This window comes from Cellulomonas sp. NPDC058312, assembly GCF_042880135.1.
GTDB lineage: Bacteria > Actinomycetota > Actinomycetes > Actinomycetales > Cellulomonadaceae > Cellulomonas.
This window is the reverse complement of record NZ_JBHVZE010000001.1, coordinates 241,553-258,698: the sequence shown is the minus strand read 5'-3', so window position 1 is coordinate 258,698 and position 17,146 is coordinate 241,553. Positions and strand designations below refer to the sequence as shown.

Here is a 17,146-nt window from a genome sequence, read left to right as displayed (position 1 = left end):
CCGGCGCTGCTCTACGGTGGTCGGGTGCCCGTGCCCCCGTCCACCCCGTACACGCTCGCCGTCGACTGCGGGGGCGGCGGGATCAAGGCCTCGGTCCTCGACGCGTCCGGCACGCTGCACGCGCCCGCGCTGCGCGTGCCCACGCCGTACCCGCTCCCGCCCGAGCGGCTCGTCGACACCATCGCGGACATCGCCGGCCGGCTCCCGGCCTTCCAGCGCGCCACGGTCGGCATGCCCGGGATGATCCGGCACGGCGTCGTCGTCGCCACCCCGCACTACGTGACGCGCTCCGGCCCGCACACCCGGGTCGACCCGGAGCTCGTCGCGGCGTGGGCGGGCTTCGACATCCGGGCCGCGGTGGAGCAGCGGTTCGCGGTCCCGACCCTGGTGCTCAACGACGCCGAGGTCCACGGCGCCGGCGTCGTGTCCGGCACGGGCGTCGAGCTGGTGCTCACGCTGGGGACCGGGCTCGGGTCGGCCCTGTTCGACGGCGGCCGCGTCGCCCCGCACCTGGAGTGGTCGCACGCGCCCGTGCGGCGCAGCACCACGTACGACGAGTACATCGGGCAGATCCAGCGGGCCCGGCTCGGGGACGCGCTCTGGTCCCGGCGGGTGCGCCAGGTCGTCGAGGGGCTGCGCCCGGTGGTGCTCTGGGACCGGCTGTACCTCGGCGGCGGCAACTCCCGGCAGATCACGCCGCAGGTGCTCGCGCGGCTCGGCGACGACGTCGTCGTGGTGCCGAACCAGGCGGGCATCGTCGGCGGCGTCCGGGCCTGGCAGCTCGGCGTCTAGCGGGCCGGGGGCGCGGGGGCCGCCTCGACCGCGTCGACCACGTCCAGCAGCACCCGCGTGAACCGCACCGGCGCGGTCAGCGACACCAGGTGCGTCGCCCCGGGCACGACCACCAGGCGCCCGTCCCGGCACGCCCGCAGGAACCGGCGCTCCTCGCCCCGGAAGTGGTCGAACCGCCCGTTGACCAACCACACCGGCACCTCGACCCGCGCCAGGTCCGCCAGCGGGTCGGCGGCGCGCATCTCCCGCAGCACGTCGTCGACGACGTCCAGCGCGAACCCGCCCGCCGCGACGTCGCGCGCCGCCTCGGCCGAGAGCACACGGTCGACCATCTGCTGGTTCAGCCCCGCCCCCGCGTACGGGAGCCGCGCGATCCCCCGGGCGAGCACCGACCAGCCGCCCACCAGCGCGGGCAGCGGCCGCGTGCTGCACGACGCCGCCAGCAGGCCCGCGACCTGCTCCGGGTGCCGGGCGGCGTGCGCGATCGCCGTGTAGCCGCCGAGCGACAGGCCGACCACCAGCGCGCGACCACCGACGGCGTCCACGCCCGCGGCCACCGCGTCGACGGCGCCGGCCAGCGTGAACCGCTCGCCCCGGCGGGCACCGTGCCCCGGCAGGTCGATCGCGAGCGCCGCGTGCCCGTAGTCCGCCAGCGCGGCGACCTGGGCGCGCCACATCGTGCGGGAGGTGCGCAGCCCGTGCACGAGCACGACGGGGACGCTCATCCCCCGACGCTAACGCGCGCTCCCCTCCCCGGGGCGCGCTCGCCGCTCGGGTCGCACTCCCCCGCCCGCACGCCGACCCCGCGGGGACGCGACAGGGCCCGGACCACGAGCGGGTGCTCGCGGGCCGGGCCCTGTCGGTGCGACCGGTGGATCAGGCCTTGTCGGCCTCGGTGGCCTCGGCGGACTCCTCGGCCGGGGCCTCGGTGGTCTCCTCGACGGTCTCGTCGGCGGCGGGCGCCTCCTCGACCTTCTTCGGCGCGGCCTTCGCGGTGGCCTTGGTGGCCTCGCGGACGACGGCCTGCTTCGGCGAGACGGGCTCGAGCACGAGCTCGATCACGGCCATCGGCGCGTTGTCGCCCTTGCGGGGGCCGATCTTCGTGATGCGGGTGTAGCCACCCTGGCGCTCGGCCACCTGCGGGGCGATCTCCACGAACAGCTCGTGGACGACCGACTTGTCGCGGATGACGGTCATGACGCGGCGACGGGCGTGCAGGTCACCGCGCTTGGCGAAGGTGACGAGGCGCTCGGCGAGGGGGCGCAGGCGCTTGGCCTTGGCCTCCGTCGTCGTGATGCGCTTGTGCTCGAACAGCGCCGTGGCCAGGTTGGCCAGGATCAGCCGCTCGTGCGCCGGGCCGCCACCGAGCCGGGGACCCTTGGTGGGCGTAGGCATGGTCTTTACTCCTTGGTTCCAGTGATGGGCTGGCGGCGCGCGTCAGGCGAGCGCCGCCTCCCCGGCGTCAGTACTGCTCGTCCTCGGTGAAGTCGCCCTCGTCGCCGTCGTAGTACGCGGCGGCGCTCGGGTCGAAGTCGAGCGGGCTGTCCTTGAGGGACAGGTTGAGCTCGGCCAGCTTCTCCTTGACCTCGGTGATCGACTTCGCACCGAAGTTGCGGATGTCGAGCAGGTCGGCCTCGGAACGCGCCACGAGCTCGCCCACCGAGTGGATGCCCTCGCGCTTGAGGCAGTTGTACGACCGGATGGTCAGCTGCAGGTCCTCGATCGGCAGCGCCAGGTCCGCGGCCAGCGCCGCGTCCGTCGGCGACGGGCCGATCTCGATGCCCTCGGCCTCGACGTTCAGCTCGCGGGCCAGGCCGAAGAGCTCGACCAGGGTCTTGCCCGCCGAGGCGAGCGCGTCACGCGGGCTGATGGCCGGCTTGGTCTCGACGTCGACGATGAGCTTGTCGAAGTCGGTCCGCTGCTCGACACGCGTCGCCTCGACCTTGTAGGTCACCTTGAGGACGGGCGAGTAGATCGAGTCGACCGGGATGCGGCCGATCTCGGCCTCGTAGGACTTGTTCTGGTTGGCCGAGACGTAGCCACGGCCGCGCTCGACGGTCAGCTCGATCTCGAGCTTGCCCTTCTCGTTCAGCGTGGCGAGGTGCAGGTCCGTGTTGTGGACCTCCACGCCGGCCGGCGGCACGATGTCCGCGGCGGTCACGTCACCCGCACCCTGCTTGCGCAGGTACATCACGACGGGCTCGTCGTTCTCCGAGGAGACGACGAGGTTCTTGATGTTGAGGATGATCTCGGTGACGTCCTCCTTGACGCCCGGCACCGTGCTGAACTCGTGGAGCACGCCGTCGATCCGGATGCTCGTCACGGCCGCGCCCGGGATGGACGACAGCAGGGTCCGGCGCAGGGAGTTGCCGAGCGTGTAGCCGAAGCCGGGCTCGAGCGGCTCGATGGAGAACCGCGACCGGTACTCCGAGATGACCTCTTCGGTCAGGGTGGGGCGCTGTGCGATGAGCACTTCGGGGTTCCTCTCAGCGTGCGTCCGCCATATGACGCAGCGCAGGTGACTCTGTGGGCGGACGGGTCTCGGTCTACCCGCACGTCCGGCCGGCACCGTCGCGGGCGCAAGGTCTCCCCTGCGCCCGCGACGGCCCGGCGACGGATCGGGCGATCAGACCCGGCGGCGCTTCGGCGGACGGCAGCCGTTGTGCGCCTGGGGCGTCACGTCCTGGATCGAGCCGACCTCGAGGCCGGCGGACTGCAGCGACCGGATCGCCGTCTCGCGGCCCGAGCCGGGGCCCTTGACGAAGACGTCGACCTTCTTCATGCCGTGCTCCTGCGCCTTGCGCGCGGCGGCCTCGGCGGCCATGCCCGCGGCGTAGGGGGTCGACTTGCGCGAGCCCTTGAAGCCCACGTCGCCGCCGGACGCCCAGGAGATCACGGCGCCGCTGGGGTCGGTGATCGAGACGATCGTGTTGTTGAAGGTGCTCTTGATGTGCGCCTGGCCGTGGGAGACGTTCTTCTTCTCCTTGCGGCGCGGCTTGCGCACGGAACTGCGGGTCTTGGGAGGCATCTGCTCGTTCTCTTTCGCTGCTGCTCAGTGAGGTCGGTGCGTCCGAGTCGGCCCGGCCGTCGCGTCCGTGAGGGCGCAGGGGCGGCGGGCCGTGCCCGGGCTACTTCCGGCCGGCCTTCTTCTTGCCGGCGACGGTGCGCTTCGGGCCCTTGCGGGTACGCGCGTTGGTCTTCGTGCGCTGTCCGCGCACGGGGAGCCCGCGGCGGTGACGCAGACCCTCGTAGCTGCCGATCTCGACCTTGCGGCGGATGTCCGCGGCGACCTCGCGTCGCAGGTCACCCTCGAGCTTGAAGTTGCCCTCGAGGTAGTCACGCAGCGTGACGAGCTGGGAGTCGTCCAGGTCCTTGACCCGGACGTCCGGGCTGATGCCCGTCGCGGCCAGCGTCTGCTGGGCGCGGGTACGGCCGACGCCGTAGATGTAGGTGAGCGCGATCTCGAGCCGCTTCTCGCGGGGGAGGTCGACGCCGACAAGACGTGCCATGTGCCTTCCGGCTCCTGTACTTCGTTCGGAGGTCTGCCGCACCGTCCTCCCGCCTGGCAGCGGGCCCCGGCCTCCGAGCCAGGGGTTCACCGGTCACGTCCCGTCGTGCGGGTGCGTCGCCGGTTCGGCGGTGCGCTGGTGGTCCTCCCCTGGGTTCAGGGGGCGACCGGGGTGCTGCTCAGCCTGGGCCGAGCGGCAGGGCTCGCGTGCTCAGCCCTGGCGCTGCTTGTGGCGCAGGTTCTCGCAGATCACCTGGACGCGACCGTGCCGGCGGATCACCTTGCACTTGTCGCAGATCTTCTTGACGCTGGGCTTGACCTTCATGGCCTGTTCCTCCGCCGCCGAACGCCCCCGTCTCCCGTCGCCGGGGCGAGGGAAGACGCGTGCTGACGGCGATGCTCGTTCGGTCGATTTACTTGTAGCGGTAGACGATGCGCCCGCGGGACAGGTCGTACGGGCTCAGCTCGACCACCACCCGGTCCTCCGGGAGGATCCGGATGTAGTGCTGGCGCATCTTGCCCGAGATGTGGGCGAGCACCTTGTGACCGTTGGTCAGCTCCACGCGGAACATCGCGTTCGGCAGAGCCTCGATCACGCTGCCCTCGATCTCGATGACACCGTCCTTCTTCGCCATGTCCTCCGCTAACTCTTGTCCTGAACTTCCGACCCACGCGCGGCGCCGTCCGGCACGACCGGCCGGTGACTCACGTGGCGTGGTGCCCGCTGGTCCGGTCGCCGTGCACCGCCCGCTCCGGTCGACCGTCTGGACGGTCGTGGCGGAGGCGGGACGTGCGGCGACGACTGGGCGCACACCCAACGGACGAGCATACGCCATACCACCGCACGGGCGAAACCGGTCCCCGGGGCTCCCCCGGGCGCGCCGCGCGGCTCAGGCGAGCGGAGCGACCGCGACCCCGCGGGCGGCGAGCTCCGCCGCGCCTCCGTCGACGGCCGTGAGCACCCAGATCCCGCCCTCGTGCAGCGCGACCGAGTGCTCCCAGTGCGCGGCCCGGGAACCGTCGCCGGTCACCACGGTCCAGTCGTCGTCGAGGACGTCCGTCGCGGGGTCGCCGCGGGTGATCATCGGCTCGATCGCCAGGCACATGCCGGGCTTCAGCCGGATGCCGCGCTCGCGCGTCCGGTAGTTCAGGACGTCGGGCGGCTGGTGCATGGCCGAGCCGATGCCGTGCCCGACGTAGTCCTGCACGATGCCGAGCTGCGGGCCGCCGTCCGCCGCGGCCGCCTCGACGGCCTGCTCGACGGCCTCGCCCACGACACCCAGCCGGTCCGCCAGCCCCGCGCCGGACGCGAGGGCGGCGATGCCGTCCCACATCGCCCGCTCGGTGACCGCGGACAGCTGGACGTCGGCGGGGTCCGCCTCCGGCAGCACCACGGTCAGGGCGGAGTCGCCGTGCCAGCCCTCGACGATCGCGCCGCAGTCGATCGACACGACGTCCCCGGGCCGCAGCACGCGCGCCGACGGGATGCCGTGCACGACCTCGTCGTTCACCGACACGCAGATCGTCGCCGGGTAGTCGTGGTAGCCGAGGAACGACGGCTGCGCGCCGGCGTCCGCGATGACCCGCGCGGCGACCGCGTCGAGGTCGGCGGTGGTCGCACCGGGCACGGCAGCCGCGCGGGCCGCCGCGAGGGCGTCGGCGACGACCAGCCCGGCGCGCCGCATGAGCAGCACCTGCTCGGGGGTCTTCAGCTCGACGCGGTCACGTCCGAACACGGGGGTCTCCCTCGCTCGCGGCGCGTCAGCCGACGTGCGACGCGAGGGCCGCGAGCAGCCGCTCGGTCACCTCGTCGACCGCACCGATGCCGTCGACCTGCACCAGCAGGTCGCGCTCGGCGTACACGTCGGAGATCGGCGCGGTCTGCTCGGCGTAGACGTCGAGCCGGTGGCGGATCACGGACTCCGTGTCGTCCTCGCGGCCCTCGATCTGGGCGCGCTTGAGCAGGCGCTCGACCACGACGTCCGCGTCCGCGGTGATCTCGAGCGCGGCGTCCAGCGTGCGGCCGGTCTCCTCGAGGATCCGCTCCAGCTCCGCGACCTGGGCCACGTTGCGCGGGTAGCCGTCGAGCAGGAAGCCCTGCGCGGCGTCGGGCTGCGCGAGCCGGTCGCGGACCATCTCGTTCGTGACCTCGTCGGGCACCAGGGCACCGCGGGACGTGTACTCCTGGACCTTCCTGCCCAGCTCCGTGCCGCCCTTGATGTTGGCGCGGAAGATGTCGCCGGTCGAGATCGCCGGGACGCCCAGCTGCTCGGCCAGGCGCGCGGCCTGGGTGCCCTTGCCGGCCCCGGGAGGGCCGAGGAGGACGAGGCGGGCGGTGGAGCTCATCGCAGGAACCCTTCGTAGTGCCGCTGCTCGAGCTGCGACTGGATCTGCTTCACGGTCTCGAGGCCGACGCCCACCACGATGAGGATCGAGGAGCCGCCGAAGGGGATGTTGGTCCCCACGCCGAGCACGATGAACGCGATCGTCGGGATCAGCGCGACCAGGGCCAGGTAGATCGACCCGGGCGCCGTGATGCGGGTGATCACGTAGTCCAGGTACTCGGCCGTGGGACGCCCGGCGCGGATGCCGGGGATGAAGCCGCCGTAGCGCTTCATGTTGTCCGCCACCTCGTCCGGGTTGAACGTGATGGCCGTGTAGAAGTAGCAGAAGAAGATGATCAGCACGACGTAGATCGCGATGTGCAGGGGCGCGCCCGGGTCGGCGACGTTGACCGCGACCCACTGCTTCCAGTCCGCCGTCTGGTCGCCGAACCCGGCCAGCAGCGCCGGCACCTGCAGCAGCGACGAGGCGAAGATGACCGGGATGACGCCCGCCATGTTGATCTTGATCGGGATGTAGGTCGACGACCCGCCGTAGGTGCGGCGGCCGACCATGCGCTTCGCGTACTGCACGGGGATGCGGCGCTGGGACTGCTCGACGAACACGACGAGCGCGATGACCAGCACGATGATCGCCATGACGACGAGGAAGGCGCCGATGCCGCCCGAGCCGCCCGCGATCGACCACATCGCACCCGGGAAGGACGCGGCGATCGAGGTGAAGATGAGCAGCGACATGCCGTTGCCGACGCCGCGCTCGGTGATGAGCTCGCCCAGCCACATGATGAGGCCGGTACCGGCGGTCATCGTGACGATCATGATGAGCGTCGTGACGATCCCGCCGTCGGGGATCACGTCCACGGTGCAGCCCTGGAACAGCTGGCCGTTGCGGGCCGTGATGATGACGGTCGTCGACTGCAGGACGGCCAGGCCGATCGTCAGGTACCGCGTGTACTGCGTGAGCTTCGCGGTGCCGGACTGGCCCTCCTTGTGCAGGGCCTCGAACTTGGGGATCACCACGCGCAGCAGCTGGATGATGATGCTCGCCGTGATGTACGGCATGATCCCGAGCGCGAACACCGACAGCTGCAGCAGCGCGCCGCCGCTGAACAGGTTCACGAGACCCAGCAGCGAGTTCGACTGGCTCTGGTCGATGCAGACCTGGACGTTGGGGTAGGACACGCCGGGGGTCGGCAGGAACGAGCCGATCCGGAACACCACCATGATGCCGATGGTGAACAGCAGCTTGCGCCGCAGGTCCGGGGTCCTGAACGCCCGCACGAATGCGCTGAGCACGTGTCCTCCTGCTCCGCCGAAGCGGGATGTCGTCTGACCGGCCGGTGACTGCGGCTCCCGGCCTCACGGTGGTGGGCGGGTCCGCCCGACGCCGCGGTGAACCCTAACGGACTTCGGTCCGCGGGTGAACATCGTCCCGTGCCGGGTCGCACGGGGCGTCCGGACTCCCGTCACGAGGTCCGGTGAAGACGAAACGGGGCCGGCGGGGGCGTGGAAGCCCTCGCCGACCCCGTGTCGCTGGGATCAGTCCTGCGCGACGCTGCCGCCGGCCGCCAGGATCTTCTCCTTGGCGGAGCCGGAGTACGCGTCGACGGCCACGGCCACCTTCACCGTGAGCTCGCCGGTCCCGAGCACCTTGACCGGGGCGCCCTTGCGGACGGCACCCTTGGCCACGAGGTCGGCGACGGTGACGTCGCCGCCGTCGGGGTACAGCGCCGACAGCTTGTCCAGGTTCACGACCTGGTACTCGACCCGGAACGGGTTCTTGAAGCCGCGGAGCTTGGGCAGCCGCATGTGCAGCGGCATCTGCCCACCCTCGAAGCGCGTCGGCACCTGGTACCGGGCCTTGGTGCCCTTGGTACCACGACCGGCCGTCTTGCCCTTCGACGCCTCACCACGACCCACGCGGGTCTTGGCGGTCTTGGCGCCGGGGGCCGGACGCAGGTGGTGCACCTTGAGGGTGCCACCGGCGCCGGTCTGGGCCTTCGCCTCGGCCTTGTCGGCCTTCGGCGCAGCAGCCTTCGACTCGGCCTTGGCCGGAGCCTTGGCCTTCGCAGCGGGCTTCTCCTCCGCCGCGGCGGCCTCGGCCTTGGCCTTGGTCGTGCGGGCGGCCGGCTTCTTGGCAGCCGGCTTCTCGGCGGCGGACGACTCGGTGGTCGCCGCCTTCGAGGCCTTCGCCTTGGTCGCCTTCGGAGCCGCGGTGCCGTCGACCTTGGCAGTGTCCTTGTCCTCTGCCATCGTCACTCCACCTCCTCGACTGCGACCAGGTGCGTCACCGTCTTGACCATGCCGCGGATCTCGGGACGGTCCTCCTTGACGACGACGTCGCCGATCCGCTTGAGGCCCAGGGTGCGCAGCGTGTCGCGCTGGTTCTGCTTGCCGCCGATGGCGGACTTGGTCTGGGTCACCTTCAGGCGAGCCATCAGGCACCCACCTTCTCGGTCTTCGCCGCGATGCCGGCAGCCTGCGCACGCAGCAGCGGCGCCGGGGCGACGTGCTCGAGCGGCAGACCGCGACGCGCGGCGACAGCAGCCGGCTCCTCGAGGCCCTGCAGCGCCGCCACCGTGGCGTGCACGATGTTGATGGCGTTGGAGGAGCCCAGGGACTTGGACAGGATGTCGTGGACGCCGGCGCACTCGAGCACCGCACGCACCGGACCGCCGGCGATCACACCGGTACCCGGCGACGCGGGACGCAGGAAGACGACACCGGCAGCGGCCTCACCCTGGATGGGGTGCGGGATGGTGCCCTGGATGCGGGGGACGCGGAAGAAGTTCTTCTTCGCCTCCTCGACACCCTTGGCGATCGCCGCGGGCACCTCCTTGGCCTTGCCGTAGCCGACACCGACCGTGCCGTCGCCGTCGCCGACGACGACCAGGGCGGTGAAGCTGAAGCGGCGGCCGCCCTTGACGACCTTGGCCACGCGGTTGATGGAGACGACGCGCTCGAGGAACGCGCTCTTCTCCGCGGCGTCGCCCCGGCGGCCGCCGTCGCGACGACCGCCGTCGCGACGGTCACCGCCACCCTGGCCCTGGGGAGCTCCGCCCGTGTTGCTGCGCTGAGGAGCAGCCATCAGTGGATCCTCTTCTTCCGTGCGGGGATGGTCGTCGTCACAGCGCCAGACCGCCTTCGCGGGCGGCGTCGGCGACCGCGGCCACCCGGCCGTGGTACTTGTTGCCGCCGCGGTCGAAGACCACCGCGTCGATACCGGCGGCCTTCGCGCGCTCGGCGATCAGCTCACCGACGCGACGCGCCTTGGCGGACTTGTCGCCGTCCGCGGCCCGCAGGTCCACCTCGAGGGTGGACGCGGAGACCAGCGTGCGACCCACGGCGTCGTCGACGACCTGCGCCACGAGGTTGCGGTTCGACCGGGTGACGACCAGACGGGGACGCGCGGCGGTGCCGGCGACCTTCTTGCGCAGCCGCAGGTGGCGGCGCTTGCGGGCCTTGAACTTGCCCTTGCCCATAACCGTGATCGCCATGGCTACTTACCAGCCTTTCCGACCTTGCGGCGGACGTTCTCGCCCGCGTAACGCACGCCCTTGCCCTTGTAGGGCTCGGGCTTGCGGATCTTGCGGATGTTGGCGGCGACCTCGCCCACCTGCTGCTTGTCGATGCCGGCCACCGAGAACTTGGTGGGGCTCTCGACCGCGAAGGTGATGCCGGCGGGCGGCGTGACGGACACGGGGTGGCTGAACCCGAGCGCGAACTCGAGCGTGTCACCCTTCGCCGCGACGCGGTAACCGGTGCCGACGATCTCCAGCTTCTTCTCGTAGCCGGCGGTGACGCCGGTGACGAGGTTGGCCAGGAGGGTGCGGGTCAGGCCGTGCAGCGACCGCGAGAGGCGCTCGTCGTTCGGACGGGTGACCACGAGGGCCCCCTCGTCGTCGCGAGCGACCTCGATGGGGGACGCGACCGTGTGCGTGAGGGTGCCCTTGGGGCCCTTCACCGTCACGATGTTGCCGTTGATGTTGACATCCACGCCGGCCGGGACCGGGACGGGGATTCTGCCGATACGAGACATTGGCTAGCTCCTTTCCGTCTCGGACTTACCAGACGTAGGCGAGGACTTCCCCACCCACGCCCTTCTTGGCGGCCTGCTTGTCCGTCAGGAGACCCGAGGACGTGGACAGGATCGCCACGCCCAGGCCGCCGAGGACCTTCGGCAGGTTGGTCGACTTCGCGTACACCCGGAGACCGGGCTTGGACACGCGCTTGATGCCGGCGAGCGCACGCTCGCGGCTCGGGCCGTACTTCAGCTCGACCACGAGGTTCTTGCCCACGCGGGCGTCCTCGACGGTCCAGCCGGAGATGTATCCCTCGGCCTGCAGGATCTCCGCGATGTGCGACTTCAGCTTCGAGTACGGGATGGTCACCGTGTCGTGGTGCGCCGAGTTCGCGTTACGCAGACGCGTCAGGAGGTCTGCGATCGGGTCGGTCATCGTCATGGGGGCTATCGCCCTTCCTCACCGTGGTTTCCGCGGCGCCCGCCCCGAGGGGCGAGCGACCGCGGACCTGCGACGTCGTTGTTTACCAGCTGCTCTTGGTCACGCCGGGGAGCTGACCCGCGTGGGCCATCTCGCGCACGCAGATCCGGCACAGGCCGAACTTGCGGTACACCGAGTGCGGACGACCGCACCGCTGGCACCGGGTGTAGGCCCGCACGGCGAACTTCTGCTTGCCCGCGGCCTTGTTGATCAGGGCGGTCTTCGCCATGTCAGTTCTCCTTGAAGGGGAAGCCGAGGTGCTTGAGGAGCGCCCGGCCCTCCGCGTCGGTCGTGGCGGTCGTGACCACCGTGATGTCCATGCCGCGGACCCGGTCGATCTTGTCCTGGTCGATCTCGTGGAACATCGACTGCTCGGTCAGACCGAACGTGTAGTTGCCGTGGCCGTCGAACTGCTTCGGCGACAGCCCGCGGAAGTCGCGGATGCGCGGGAGAGCGGTCGACAGCAGGCGGTCCAGGAACTCCCAGGCACGGTCGCCGCGCAGCGTGACGTGCGCGCCGATCGGCATGCCCTCACGCAGCTTGAACTGGGCGATCGACTTGCGGGCCTTGGTGACCTGCGGCTTCTGACCCGTGATGAGCTGGAGGTCGCGGATGGCGCCCTCGATCAGCTTCGAGTCCTTGGCCGCGTCGCCGACGCCCATGTTCACGACGACCTTCACCAGGCGTGCGACCTGGTTCACGTTGCCGTGCTCGAACTCCTCGCGGAGCGCGCCACGGATGACCTCGTTGTACCGCACCTTCAGGCGCGGCATCGGGTAGGTCCGGTTCTCGTCGATGACGGTCATCAGATGTCCTTACCGGAACGCTTGGCGACGCGGACGCGCACGGTGCGGGTCCGGCCGTCGCGCTCGACCTGCTCGGTGCGGTAGCCGACCCGGGTGCCACGCTTGGTCTCCGGGTCCACCAGCATCACGTTGCTGACGTGGATGGGCGCCTCGACGGTCTCGATGCCACCGGTGCGGGTGCCGCGCTGCGACTGGCCCGCCTTGGTGTGCTTCGTGACGCGGTGGATGCCCTCGACCAGGACGCGGTCCCGCTCGGCGAGCACCTCGAGGACGCGCCCCTGCTTGCCCCGGTCCTTGCGGGAGCCGGAGATGACGACCACCAGGTCGCCCTTCTTGATCTTCGCCATGTTCAGAGCACCTCCGGAGCCAGCGAGATGATCTTCATGAACTTCTTGTCGCGCAGCTCGCGGCCCACGGGGCCGAAGATGCGGGTCCCACGGGGCTCGCCGTCGTTCTTGAGGATCACCGCGGCGTTCTCGTCGAACTTGATGTACGAGCCGTCGACGCGCCGACGCTCCTTGCGGGTGCGCACGACGACCGCCTTGACGACGTCGCCCCTCTTGACGTTGCCGCCCGGGATCGCGTCCTTGACGGTGGCGACGATGACGTCACCGATACCGGCGTAGCGACGGCCGGAGCCACCGAGAACGCGGATGCAAAGGATTTCCTTCGCGCCCGTGTTGTCGGCGACCCGCAGTCGCGACTCCTGCTGAATCATCTACAGAACTCCTGTCGTCTGCCGGTTCTCGCACGAGGGCGAGCCTGGCCGAACGGATATGTGGTGAGGAGGCGCGAGCCTTACTTCGCCTTCTCGAGGATCTCGACCACGCGCCACCGCTTGGTGGCGGACAGCGGGCGGGTCTCCATGATGAGGACCAGGTCACCGACGCCGGCCGAGCTGGCCTCGTCGTGCGCCTTGACCTTGCTGGTCCGCCGGATGACCTTGCCGTAGAGCGGGTGCTTGACCCGGTCCTCGACCTCGACCACGACGGTCTTGTCCATCTTGTCGCTGACCACGTAGCCACGGCGCGTCTTGCGGTACGCGCGGCTCTCCGCCAGGGCGGTGGTGGTCTCGTTGGTGTTCTCGCTCATCGAGTCCTCACTCGCTCGCCGTGGGGGCGGTCCGGATGCCGAGCTCGCGCTCGCGCAGGATCGTGTAGATCCGCGCGATGTCACGACGCACGGCCTTGAGGCGCCCGTGGCTCTCGAGCTGGCCGGTGGCCGACTGGAACCGCAGGTTGAACAGCTCCTCCTTGGCCTTCTTCAGCTCGGCCACGAGGCGCTCGTCGTCAAAGGCGTCCAGCTCGGAAGGAGCCAGGTCCTTGGTGCCGATAGCCATCAGTTACCACCCTCGCGAACCACGAAACGGGTCTTCATCGGGAGCTTGTGCTGCGCGCGGCGCATGGCCTCGCGAGCCAGGGGCTCCGGGACGCCGGCGAGCTCGAACATCACTCGACCCGGCTTGACGTTGGCGATCCACCACTCGGGCGAACCCTTACCGGAACCCATGCGGGTCTCGGCAGGCTTCTTCGTCAGCGGACGGTCCGGGTAGATGTTGATCCAGACCTTTCCGCCACGCTTGATGTGGCGGGTCATGGCGATACGAGCAGCCTCGATCTGGCGGTTCGTCACGTACGCAGGCTCGAGAGCCTGGATGCCGAACTCACCGAACGCGATCGCGGTGCCACCCGTGGCGGCGCCGGAGCGCCCGGGGTGGTGCTGCTTGCGGTGCTTCAGCCGGCGCGGGATCAGCACGGCTCAGGCCTCCGTTCCGGTCTCAGGAGCGGTCGCCTCGCCGGTGGCCGCAGCCGGAGCAGCGGTCGCCTCGGCCGGGGCCTCGGTCCGCTCGTTCCGACGGCCGCCGCCGCGCGGGCCACGGTCGCCGCCACGGTCGCCACGGTCCGCACGCGGACCACGGTTCTGACGCGGCGCCTGGGTGGCCTGCTCGCGAGCGAACTCACGCTCGGTCATGTCGCCCTTGTAGACCCAGACCTTCACGCCGATGCGGCCGAAGGTCGTGCGGGCCTCGAAGAAGCCGTAGTCGATGTTCGCGCGGAGCGTGTGCAGGGGCACGCGGCCCTCGCGGTAGAACTCCGTGCGGCTCATCTCCGCGCCGCCGAGGCGGCCGGAGACCTGCACCCGGATGCCCTTGGCGCCGGCGCGCTGCGCGGACTGCATGCCCTTGCGCATCGCACGACGGAAGGACACACGGCTCGCCAGCTGCTCGGCGATGCCCTGGGCGACCAGCTGGGCCTCGATCTCGGCGTTCTTGACCTCGAGGATGTTCAGCTGGACCTGCTTGCCCGTGAGCTTCTCGAGCTCGCCGCGGATGCGGTCGGCCTCGGCGCCGCGGCGACCGATGACGATGCCCGGGCGCGCCGTGTGGATGTCGACGCGCACGCGGTCACGCGTCCGCTCGATCTCCACCTTGGCGATGCCGGCACGCTCGAGGCCCGTGGCCATGAGCTTGCGGATCTGGACGTCCTCGCGGACGTAGTCGCGGTACCGCTGACCAGGCTTGGTCGAGTCGGCGAACCACCGCGAGCGGTGGTCGGTCGTGATGCCCAGGCGGTACCCGAGCGGGTTGACCTTCTGTCCCACTGTCAGGCCCTTCCCTTCGTCTCACGCTCGGCGACGACCACGGTGATGTGGCTCGTGCGCTTGAGGATCTGGCTCGCGCGTCCCTGTGCCCGGGGGCGGAACCGCTTGAGCGTCGGACCCTCGTCCACGTACGCCTCGGCGACGTAGAGGTTGGTCTCGTCGAAGCGCTCACCGGCACGCTTGGCGCCCTCGCGGGCGTTCGCGATCGCGGACTCGACGACCTTGAGGACCGTCTCACCCGCGGCCTGCGGCGCGAACTTCAGCGTCGACACGGCCTCGCCGGCCTGCTTGCCACGGATGAGGTCCACGACGCGCCGGGCCTTCTGGGGCGTGACGCGGACGAACCGCGCCTTCGCCTTGGCTTCCATTGCTGTCCTGCCTTCTGTCTCTGCCGTCAGGGCAGTCGCCTGGCTGACCCGGGGGTCAGCGGCGACGGCCCTTCCGGTCGTCCTTCTCGTGGCCGCGGAACGTGCGCGTCGGGGCGAACTCGCCGAGCTTGTGCCCGACCATCGACTCCGTCACGAACACCGGCGTGTGCTTGCGACCGTCGTGCACGGCGAACGTGTGACCCAGGAAGTCCGGCGTGATCATCGATCGACGCGACCAGGTCTTGATGACGTTCTTCGTGCCGGCCGCGTTCTGCGCGTCGACCTTCTTCTGCAGGTGCCCGTCGACGAAGGGCCCCTTCTTGAGGCTGCGAGGCATTCTCGAGGCTCCCTATCAGCGCTTCTTGCCGGTGCGGCGGCGACGGACGATGAGCTTGTCGCTCGGCTTGTTGGGACGACGCGTGCGGCCCTCCGGCTGGCCCCAGGGGCTCACCGGGTGACGACCACCGGACGTCTTGCCCTCACCACCACCGTGCGGGTGGTCGATCGGGTTCATCGCGACACCACGGACGGAGGGGCGCTTGCCCTTCCAGCGCATGCGGCCGGCCTTGCCCCAGTTGATGTTCGACTGCTCGGCGTTGCCGACCTCGCCGATCGTCGCGCGGCAGCGCAGGTCGACGTTGCGGATCTCGCCGGACGGCATGCGCAGCTGGGCGTACGGCCCGTCCTTCGCGACCAGCTGCACCGAGGCACCCGCGGAGCGGGCGATCTTGGCGCCGCCACCGGGCTTGAGCTCGATGGCGTGGATGGTCGTACCGGTCGGGATGTTGCGCAGCGGCAGGTTGTTGCCGGGCTTGATGTCGGCGCCGGCGCCGTTCTCGACGACGTCGCCCTGCTTCAGCTTGTTCGGCGCGATGATGTAGCGCTTCTCGCCGTCGAAGTAGTGCAGCAGCGCGATGCGGGCGGTGCGGTTGGGGTCGTACTCGATGTGAGCGACCTTGGCCGGCACGCCGTCCTTGTCGTGGCGACGGAAGTCGATGACGCGGTAGGCACGCTTGTGACCGCCACCCTGGTGCCGCATCGTGACGCGGCCGGTCGAGTTACGACCACCGGTCTTGTGCAGCGGGCGGACCAGCGACTTCTCCGGCACCGAGCGCGTGATCTCGACGAAGTCGGCGACGCTCGCGCCGCGGCGCCCCGGCGTCGTCGGCTTGTACTTACGGATTCCCATGGGGATCTGTCCTCAATCTGCTCTCAGGCCCGGTCAGCCGACCGGTCCGCCGAAGATGTCGATCGTGCCCTCGCGGAGGGTGACGATCGCGCGCTTCGTGTCCTTGCGCTTGCCCATGCCGAACTTCGTGCGACGCGACTTCCCCTTGCGGTTGATCGTGTTGACGGAGTCGACCTTGACCGAGAAGACCTGCTCGACGGCGATCTTGATCTCGGTCTTGTTGGCACGCGGGTCCACGACGAAGGTGTACTTGCCCTCGTCCAGGAGCCCGTAGCTCTTCTCGGACACGACCGGCGCGATCAGGATGTCGCGGGGGTCCTTGGCGACGGCAGTCACTTGACGTCCTCCTCGGCCTCGGACGACGTCGCGACGGCGGTCGCGCCACGGCCCTTGACGGGACCGGCGAGGAACGTGTCGAGCGCGCCCTGGGTGAACACGACGTCGTCGGAGACGAGCACGTCGTAGGTGTTGAGCTGGTCGGCGACGAGCAGGTGGACCCGCTCGACGTTCCGCAGCGACTTCCAGGCCAGCTCGTCCGCACGCTCGACGACGACCAGCACGTGCTTGCGGCCGGACAGCTGGTCCAGCACGGCCACGGCGGCCTTGGTCGAGGGCGCCGCGTCGATACCGAAACCGGTGACGACGTGGACGCGGCCGGCGCGAGCGCGGTCCGAGAGAGCACCGCGGAGCGCCGCGGCCTTCATCTTCTTCGGGGTCCGCTGGGAGTAGTCACGCGGCGTGGGGCCGTGCACGACTCCACCGCCCGCGAACTGCGGCGCACGGGTCGAGCCCTGACGGGCGCGGCCGGTGCCCTTCTGCTTGTACGGCTTCTTGCCGCCACCACGGACCTCGCCACGGTTCTTCGTGTCGTGGGTGCCCTGGCGCGCAGCGGCGCGCTGCGCCACGACGACCTGGTGGATCAGCGGGATGTTCGTCTGGGCGTCGAACACCTCACCGGGCAGCTCGGCCGTGCCGGCCTTCTTGCCCGTGGTGTCGACGACGTCGACCGAACGGGTCTCGGTCTGGGTACTCATCGGG

General features: G+C 70.4%; 30 protein-coding genes. 1 reads left to right on the top strand and 29 read right to left on the bottom strand.

Annotated elements, in window-relative coordinates; translation table 11 throughout:
* Positions 1 to 30 precede the first annotated feature (30 nt).
* Positions 31 to 792 carry an ROK family protein gene (locus tag ACFVXN_RS01215; RefSeq protein WP_389227811.1) on the top strand — a complete coding sequence of 254 codons (762 nt, stop codon included), beginning with the start codon at positions 31 to 33 and terminating at the stop codon, positions 790 to 792.
* Here the strand turns inward: ACFVXN_RS01215 and ACFVXN_RS01210 are convergent.
* From ACFVXN_RS01210 to rplD, 29 genes are all read right to left on the bottom strand, one after another.
* Entirely contained in the window at positions 789 to 1,517 is a 729-nt protein-coding gene (locus ACFVXN_RS01210; RefSeq protein WP_389226011.1) for an alpha/beta fold hydrolase, read from the bottom strand. The genes ACFVXN_RS01215 and ACFVXN_RS01210 overlap by 4 nt on opposite strands.
* Before the next feature lie 151 nt (positions 1,518 to 1,668).
* On the bottom strand, positions 1,669 to 2,187 hold the full coding sequence (gene rplQ / locus ACFVXN_RS01205; RefSeq protein ID WP_389226008.1) for a 50S ribosomal protein L17: 519 nt from the start codon (positions 2,185 to 2,187) through the stop codon (positions 1,669 to 1,671).
* 67 nt (positions 2,188 to 2,254) lie between these two features.
* Positions 2,255 to 3,265, bottom strand: coding sequence for a DNA-directed RNA polymerase subunit alpha (locus ACFVXN_RS01200; RefSeq protein WP_389226005.1), 1,011 nt, complete (start codon positions 3,263 to 3,265; stop codon positions 2,255 to 2,257).
* Between the two features lie 153 nt (positions 3,266 to 3,418).
* On the bottom strand, positions 3,419 to 3,820 hold the full coding sequence (gene rpsK, locus ACFVXN_RS01195; protein ID WP_389226002.1) for a 30S ribosomal protein S11: 402 nt from the start codon (positions 3,818 to 3,820) through the stop codon (positions 3,419 to 3,421).
* 100 nt (positions 3,821 to 3,920) lie between these two features.
* Positions 3,921 to 4,301 carry a 30S ribosomal protein S13 gene (rpsM, locus tag ACFVXN_RS01190; protein WP_389225999.1) on the bottom strand — a complete coding sequence of 127 codons (381 nt, stop codon included), beginning with the start codon at positions 4,299 to 4,301 and terminating at the stop codon, positions 3,921 to 3,923.
* A gap of 210 nt (positions 4,302 to 4,511) precedes the next feature.
* Positions 4,512 to 4,625, bottom strand: a complete 114-nt coding sequence (rpmJ, locus tag ACFVXN_RS01185) for a 50S ribosomal protein L36 (protein WP_013117849.1) — start codon at positions 4,623 to 4,625, stop codon at positions 4,512 to 4,514.
* Positions 4,626 to 4,713: 88 nt separating this feature from the next.
* Positions 4,714 to 4,935: a translation initiation factor IF-1 gene (gene infA, locus ACFVXN_RS01180; protein ID WP_146838576.1), complete on the bottom strand. Its 222-nt coding sequence runs from the start codon at positions 4,933 to 4,935 to the stop codon at positions 4,714 to 4,716.
* A 255-nt stretch (positions 4,936 to 5,190) separates the two neighbouring features.
* Positions 5,191 to 6,036, bottom strand: coding sequence for a type I methionyl aminopeptidase (gene map / locus ACFVXN_RS01175; RefSeq protein ID WP_389225993.1), 846 nt, complete (start codon positions 6,034 to 6,036; stop codon positions 5,191 to 5,193).
* A gap of 25 nt (positions 6,037 to 6,061) precedes the next feature.
* Positions 6,062 to 6,646 (bottom strand): adenylate kinase, encoded by a 585-nt coding sequence (locus tag ACFVXN_RS01170; protein ID WP_389225981.1) that lies wholly within the window; start codon positions 6,644 to 6,646, stop codon positions 6,062 to 6,064.
* Complete coding sequence (gene secY, locus ACFVXN_RS01165) at positions 6,643 to 7,938, bottom strand: preprotein translocase subunit SecY (RefSeq protein WP_389225978.1); 1,296 nt, start codon at positions 7,936 to 7,938, stop codon at positions 6,643 to 6,645. Before secY ends, ACFVXN_RS01170 begins: the two co-directional genes overlap by 4 nt.
* 243 nt (positions 7,939 to 8,181) lie before the next feature.
* Complete coding sequence (gene rplO / locus ACFVXN_RS01160) at positions 8,182 to 8,895, bottom strand: 50S ribosomal protein L15 (RefSeq protein WP_389225975.1); 714 nt, start codon at positions 8,893 to 8,895, stop codon at positions 8,182 to 8,184.
* Positions 8,896 to 8,897: 2 nt separating this feature from the next.
* Positions 8,898 to 9,080, bottom strand: a complete 183-nt coding sequence (gene rpmD / locus ACFVXN_RS01155) for a 50S ribosomal protein L30 (RefSeq protein WP_146838591.1) — start codon at positions 9,078 to 9,080, stop codon at positions 8,898 to 8,900.
* The gene (gene rpsE, locus ACFVXN_RS01150) at positions 9,080 to 9,730 is read right to left on the bottom strand and encodes a 30S ribosomal protein S5 (protein WP_389225970.1); all 651 of its coding nucleotides are present in this window, start codon (positions 9,728 to 9,730) and stop codon (positions 9,080 to 9,082) included. Before rpsE ends, rpmD begins: the two co-directional genes overlap by 1 nt.
* A 37-nt stretch (positions 9,731 to 9,767) precedes the next feature.
* Complete coding sequence (gene rplR / locus ACFVXN_RS01145; protein ID WP_389225967.1) at positions 9,768 to 10,139, bottom strand: 50S ribosomal protein L18; 372 nt, start codon at positions 10,137 to 10,139, stop codon at positions 9,768 to 9,770.
* A 2-nt stretch (positions 10,140 to 10,141) separates the two neighbouring features.
* The gene (rplF, locus tag ACFVXN_RS01140) at positions 10,142 to 10,681 is read right to left on the bottom strand and encodes a 50S ribosomal protein L6 (protein WP_389225964.1); all 540 of its coding nucleotides are present in this window, start codon (positions 10,679 to 10,681) and stop codon (positions 10,142 to 10,144) included.
* Positions 10,682 to 10,706: 25 nt separating this feature from the next.
* Complete coding sequence (gene rpsH, locus ACFVXN_RS01135) at positions 10,707 to 11,105, bottom strand: 30S ribosomal protein S8 (RefSeq protein ID WP_389225961.1); 399 nt, start codon at positions 11,103 to 11,105, stop codon at positions 10,707 to 10,709.
* A gap of 82 nt (positions 11,106 to 11,187) precedes the next feature.
* The gene (locus ACFVXN_RS01130) at positions 11,188 to 11,373 is read right to left on the bottom strand and encodes a type Z 30S ribosomal protein S14 (RefSeq protein ID WP_122147680.1); all 186 of its coding nucleotides are present in this window, start codon (positions 11,371 to 11,373) and stop codon (positions 11,188 to 11,190) included.
* 1 nt (position 11,374) lies between these two features.
* The gene (rplE, locus tag ACFVXN_RS01125) at positions 11,375 to 11,950 is read right to left on the bottom strand and encodes a 50S ribosomal protein L5 (protein ID WP_389225957.1); all 576 of its coding nucleotides are present in this window, start codon (positions 11,948 to 11,950) and stop codon (positions 11,375 to 11,377) included.
* The gene (gene rplX / locus ACFVXN_RS01120; RefSeq protein WP_389225954.1) at positions 11,950 to 12,297 is read right to left on the bottom strand and encodes a 50S ribosomal protein L24; all 348 of its coding nucleotides are present in this window, start codon (positions 12,295 to 12,297) and stop codon (positions 11,950 to 11,952) included. Before rplX ends, rplE begins: the two co-directional genes overlap by 1 nt.
* Positions 12,298 to 12,299: 2 nt before the next feature.
* Positions 12,300 to 12,668 (bottom strand): 50S ribosomal protein L14, encoded by a 369-nt coding sequence (gene rplN, locus ACFVXN_RS01115; RefSeq protein WP_389225951.1) that lies wholly within the window; start codon positions 12,666 to 12,668, stop codon positions 12,300 to 12,302.
* A gap of 80 nt (positions 12,669 to 12,748) precedes the next feature.
* Entirely contained in the window at positions 12,749 to 13,042 is a 294-nt protein-coding gene (rpsQ, locus tag ACFVXN_RS01110) for a 30S ribosomal protein S17 (RefSeq protein ID WP_389225948.1), read from the bottom strand.
* 7 nt (positions 13,043 to 13,049) lie between these two features.
* On the bottom strand, positions 13,050 to 13,289 hold the full coding sequence (gene rpmC, locus ACFVXN_RS01105; protein ID WP_309032072.1) for a 50S ribosomal protein L29: 240 nt from the start codon (positions 13,287 to 13,289) through the stop codon (positions 13,050 to 13,052).
* Positions 13,289 to 13,705, bottom strand: coding sequence for a 50S ribosomal protein L16 (gene rplP, locus ACFVXN_RS01100; RefSeq protein ID WP_389225945.1), 417 nt, complete (start codon positions 13,703 to 13,705; stop codon positions 13,289 to 13,291). The genes rpmC and rplP overlap by 1 nt, the downstream gene beginning before the upstream one ends.
* A gap of 3 nt (positions 13,706 to 13,708) precedes the next feature.
* Complete coding sequence (rpsC, locus tag ACFVXN_RS01095) at positions 13,709 to 14,551, bottom strand: 30S ribosomal protein S3 (RefSeq protein WP_389225942.1); 843 nt, start codon at positions 14,549 to 14,551, stop codon at positions 13,709 to 13,711.
* Between the two features lie 2 nt (positions 14,552 to 14,553).
* Entirely contained in the window at positions 14,554 to 14,919 is a 366-nt protein-coding gene (rplV, locus tag ACFVXN_RS01090; protein ID WP_146838613.1) for a 50S ribosomal protein L22, read from the bottom strand.
* Between the two features lie 55 nt (positions 14,920 to 14,974).
* Positions 14,975 to 15,256: a 30S ribosomal protein S19 gene (rpsS, locus tag ACFVXN_RS01085; protein ID WP_146838615.1), complete on the bottom strand. Its 282-nt coding sequence runs from the start codon at positions 15,254 to 15,256 to the stop codon at positions 14,975 to 14,977.
* Between the two features lie 15 nt (positions 15,257 to 15,271).
* Positions 15,272 to 16,108 carry a 50S ribosomal protein L2 gene (rplB, locus tag ACFVXN_RS01080; RefSeq protein WP_389225937.1) on the bottom strand — a complete coding sequence of 279 codons (837 nt, stop codon included), beginning with the start codon at positions 16,106 to 16,108 and terminating at the stop codon, positions 15,272 to 15,274.
* A gap of 33 nt (positions 16,109 to 16,141) precedes the next feature.
* Positions 16,142 to 16,444, bottom strand: coding sequence for a 50S ribosomal protein L23 (rplW, locus tag ACFVXN_RS01075; RefSeq protein ID WP_389225934.1), 303 nt, complete (start codon positions 16,442 to 16,444; stop codon positions 16,142 to 16,144).
* Positions 16,441 to 17,142: a 50S ribosomal protein L4 gene (rplD, locus tag ACFVXN_RS01070; protein WP_389225931.1), complete on the bottom strand. Its 702-nt coding sequence runs from the start codon at positions 17,140 to 17,142 to the stop codon at positions 16,441 to 16,443. Before rplD ends, rplW begins: the two co-directional genes overlap by 4 nt.
* Between the last annotated feature and the right edge of the window lie 4 nt (positions 17,143 to 17,146).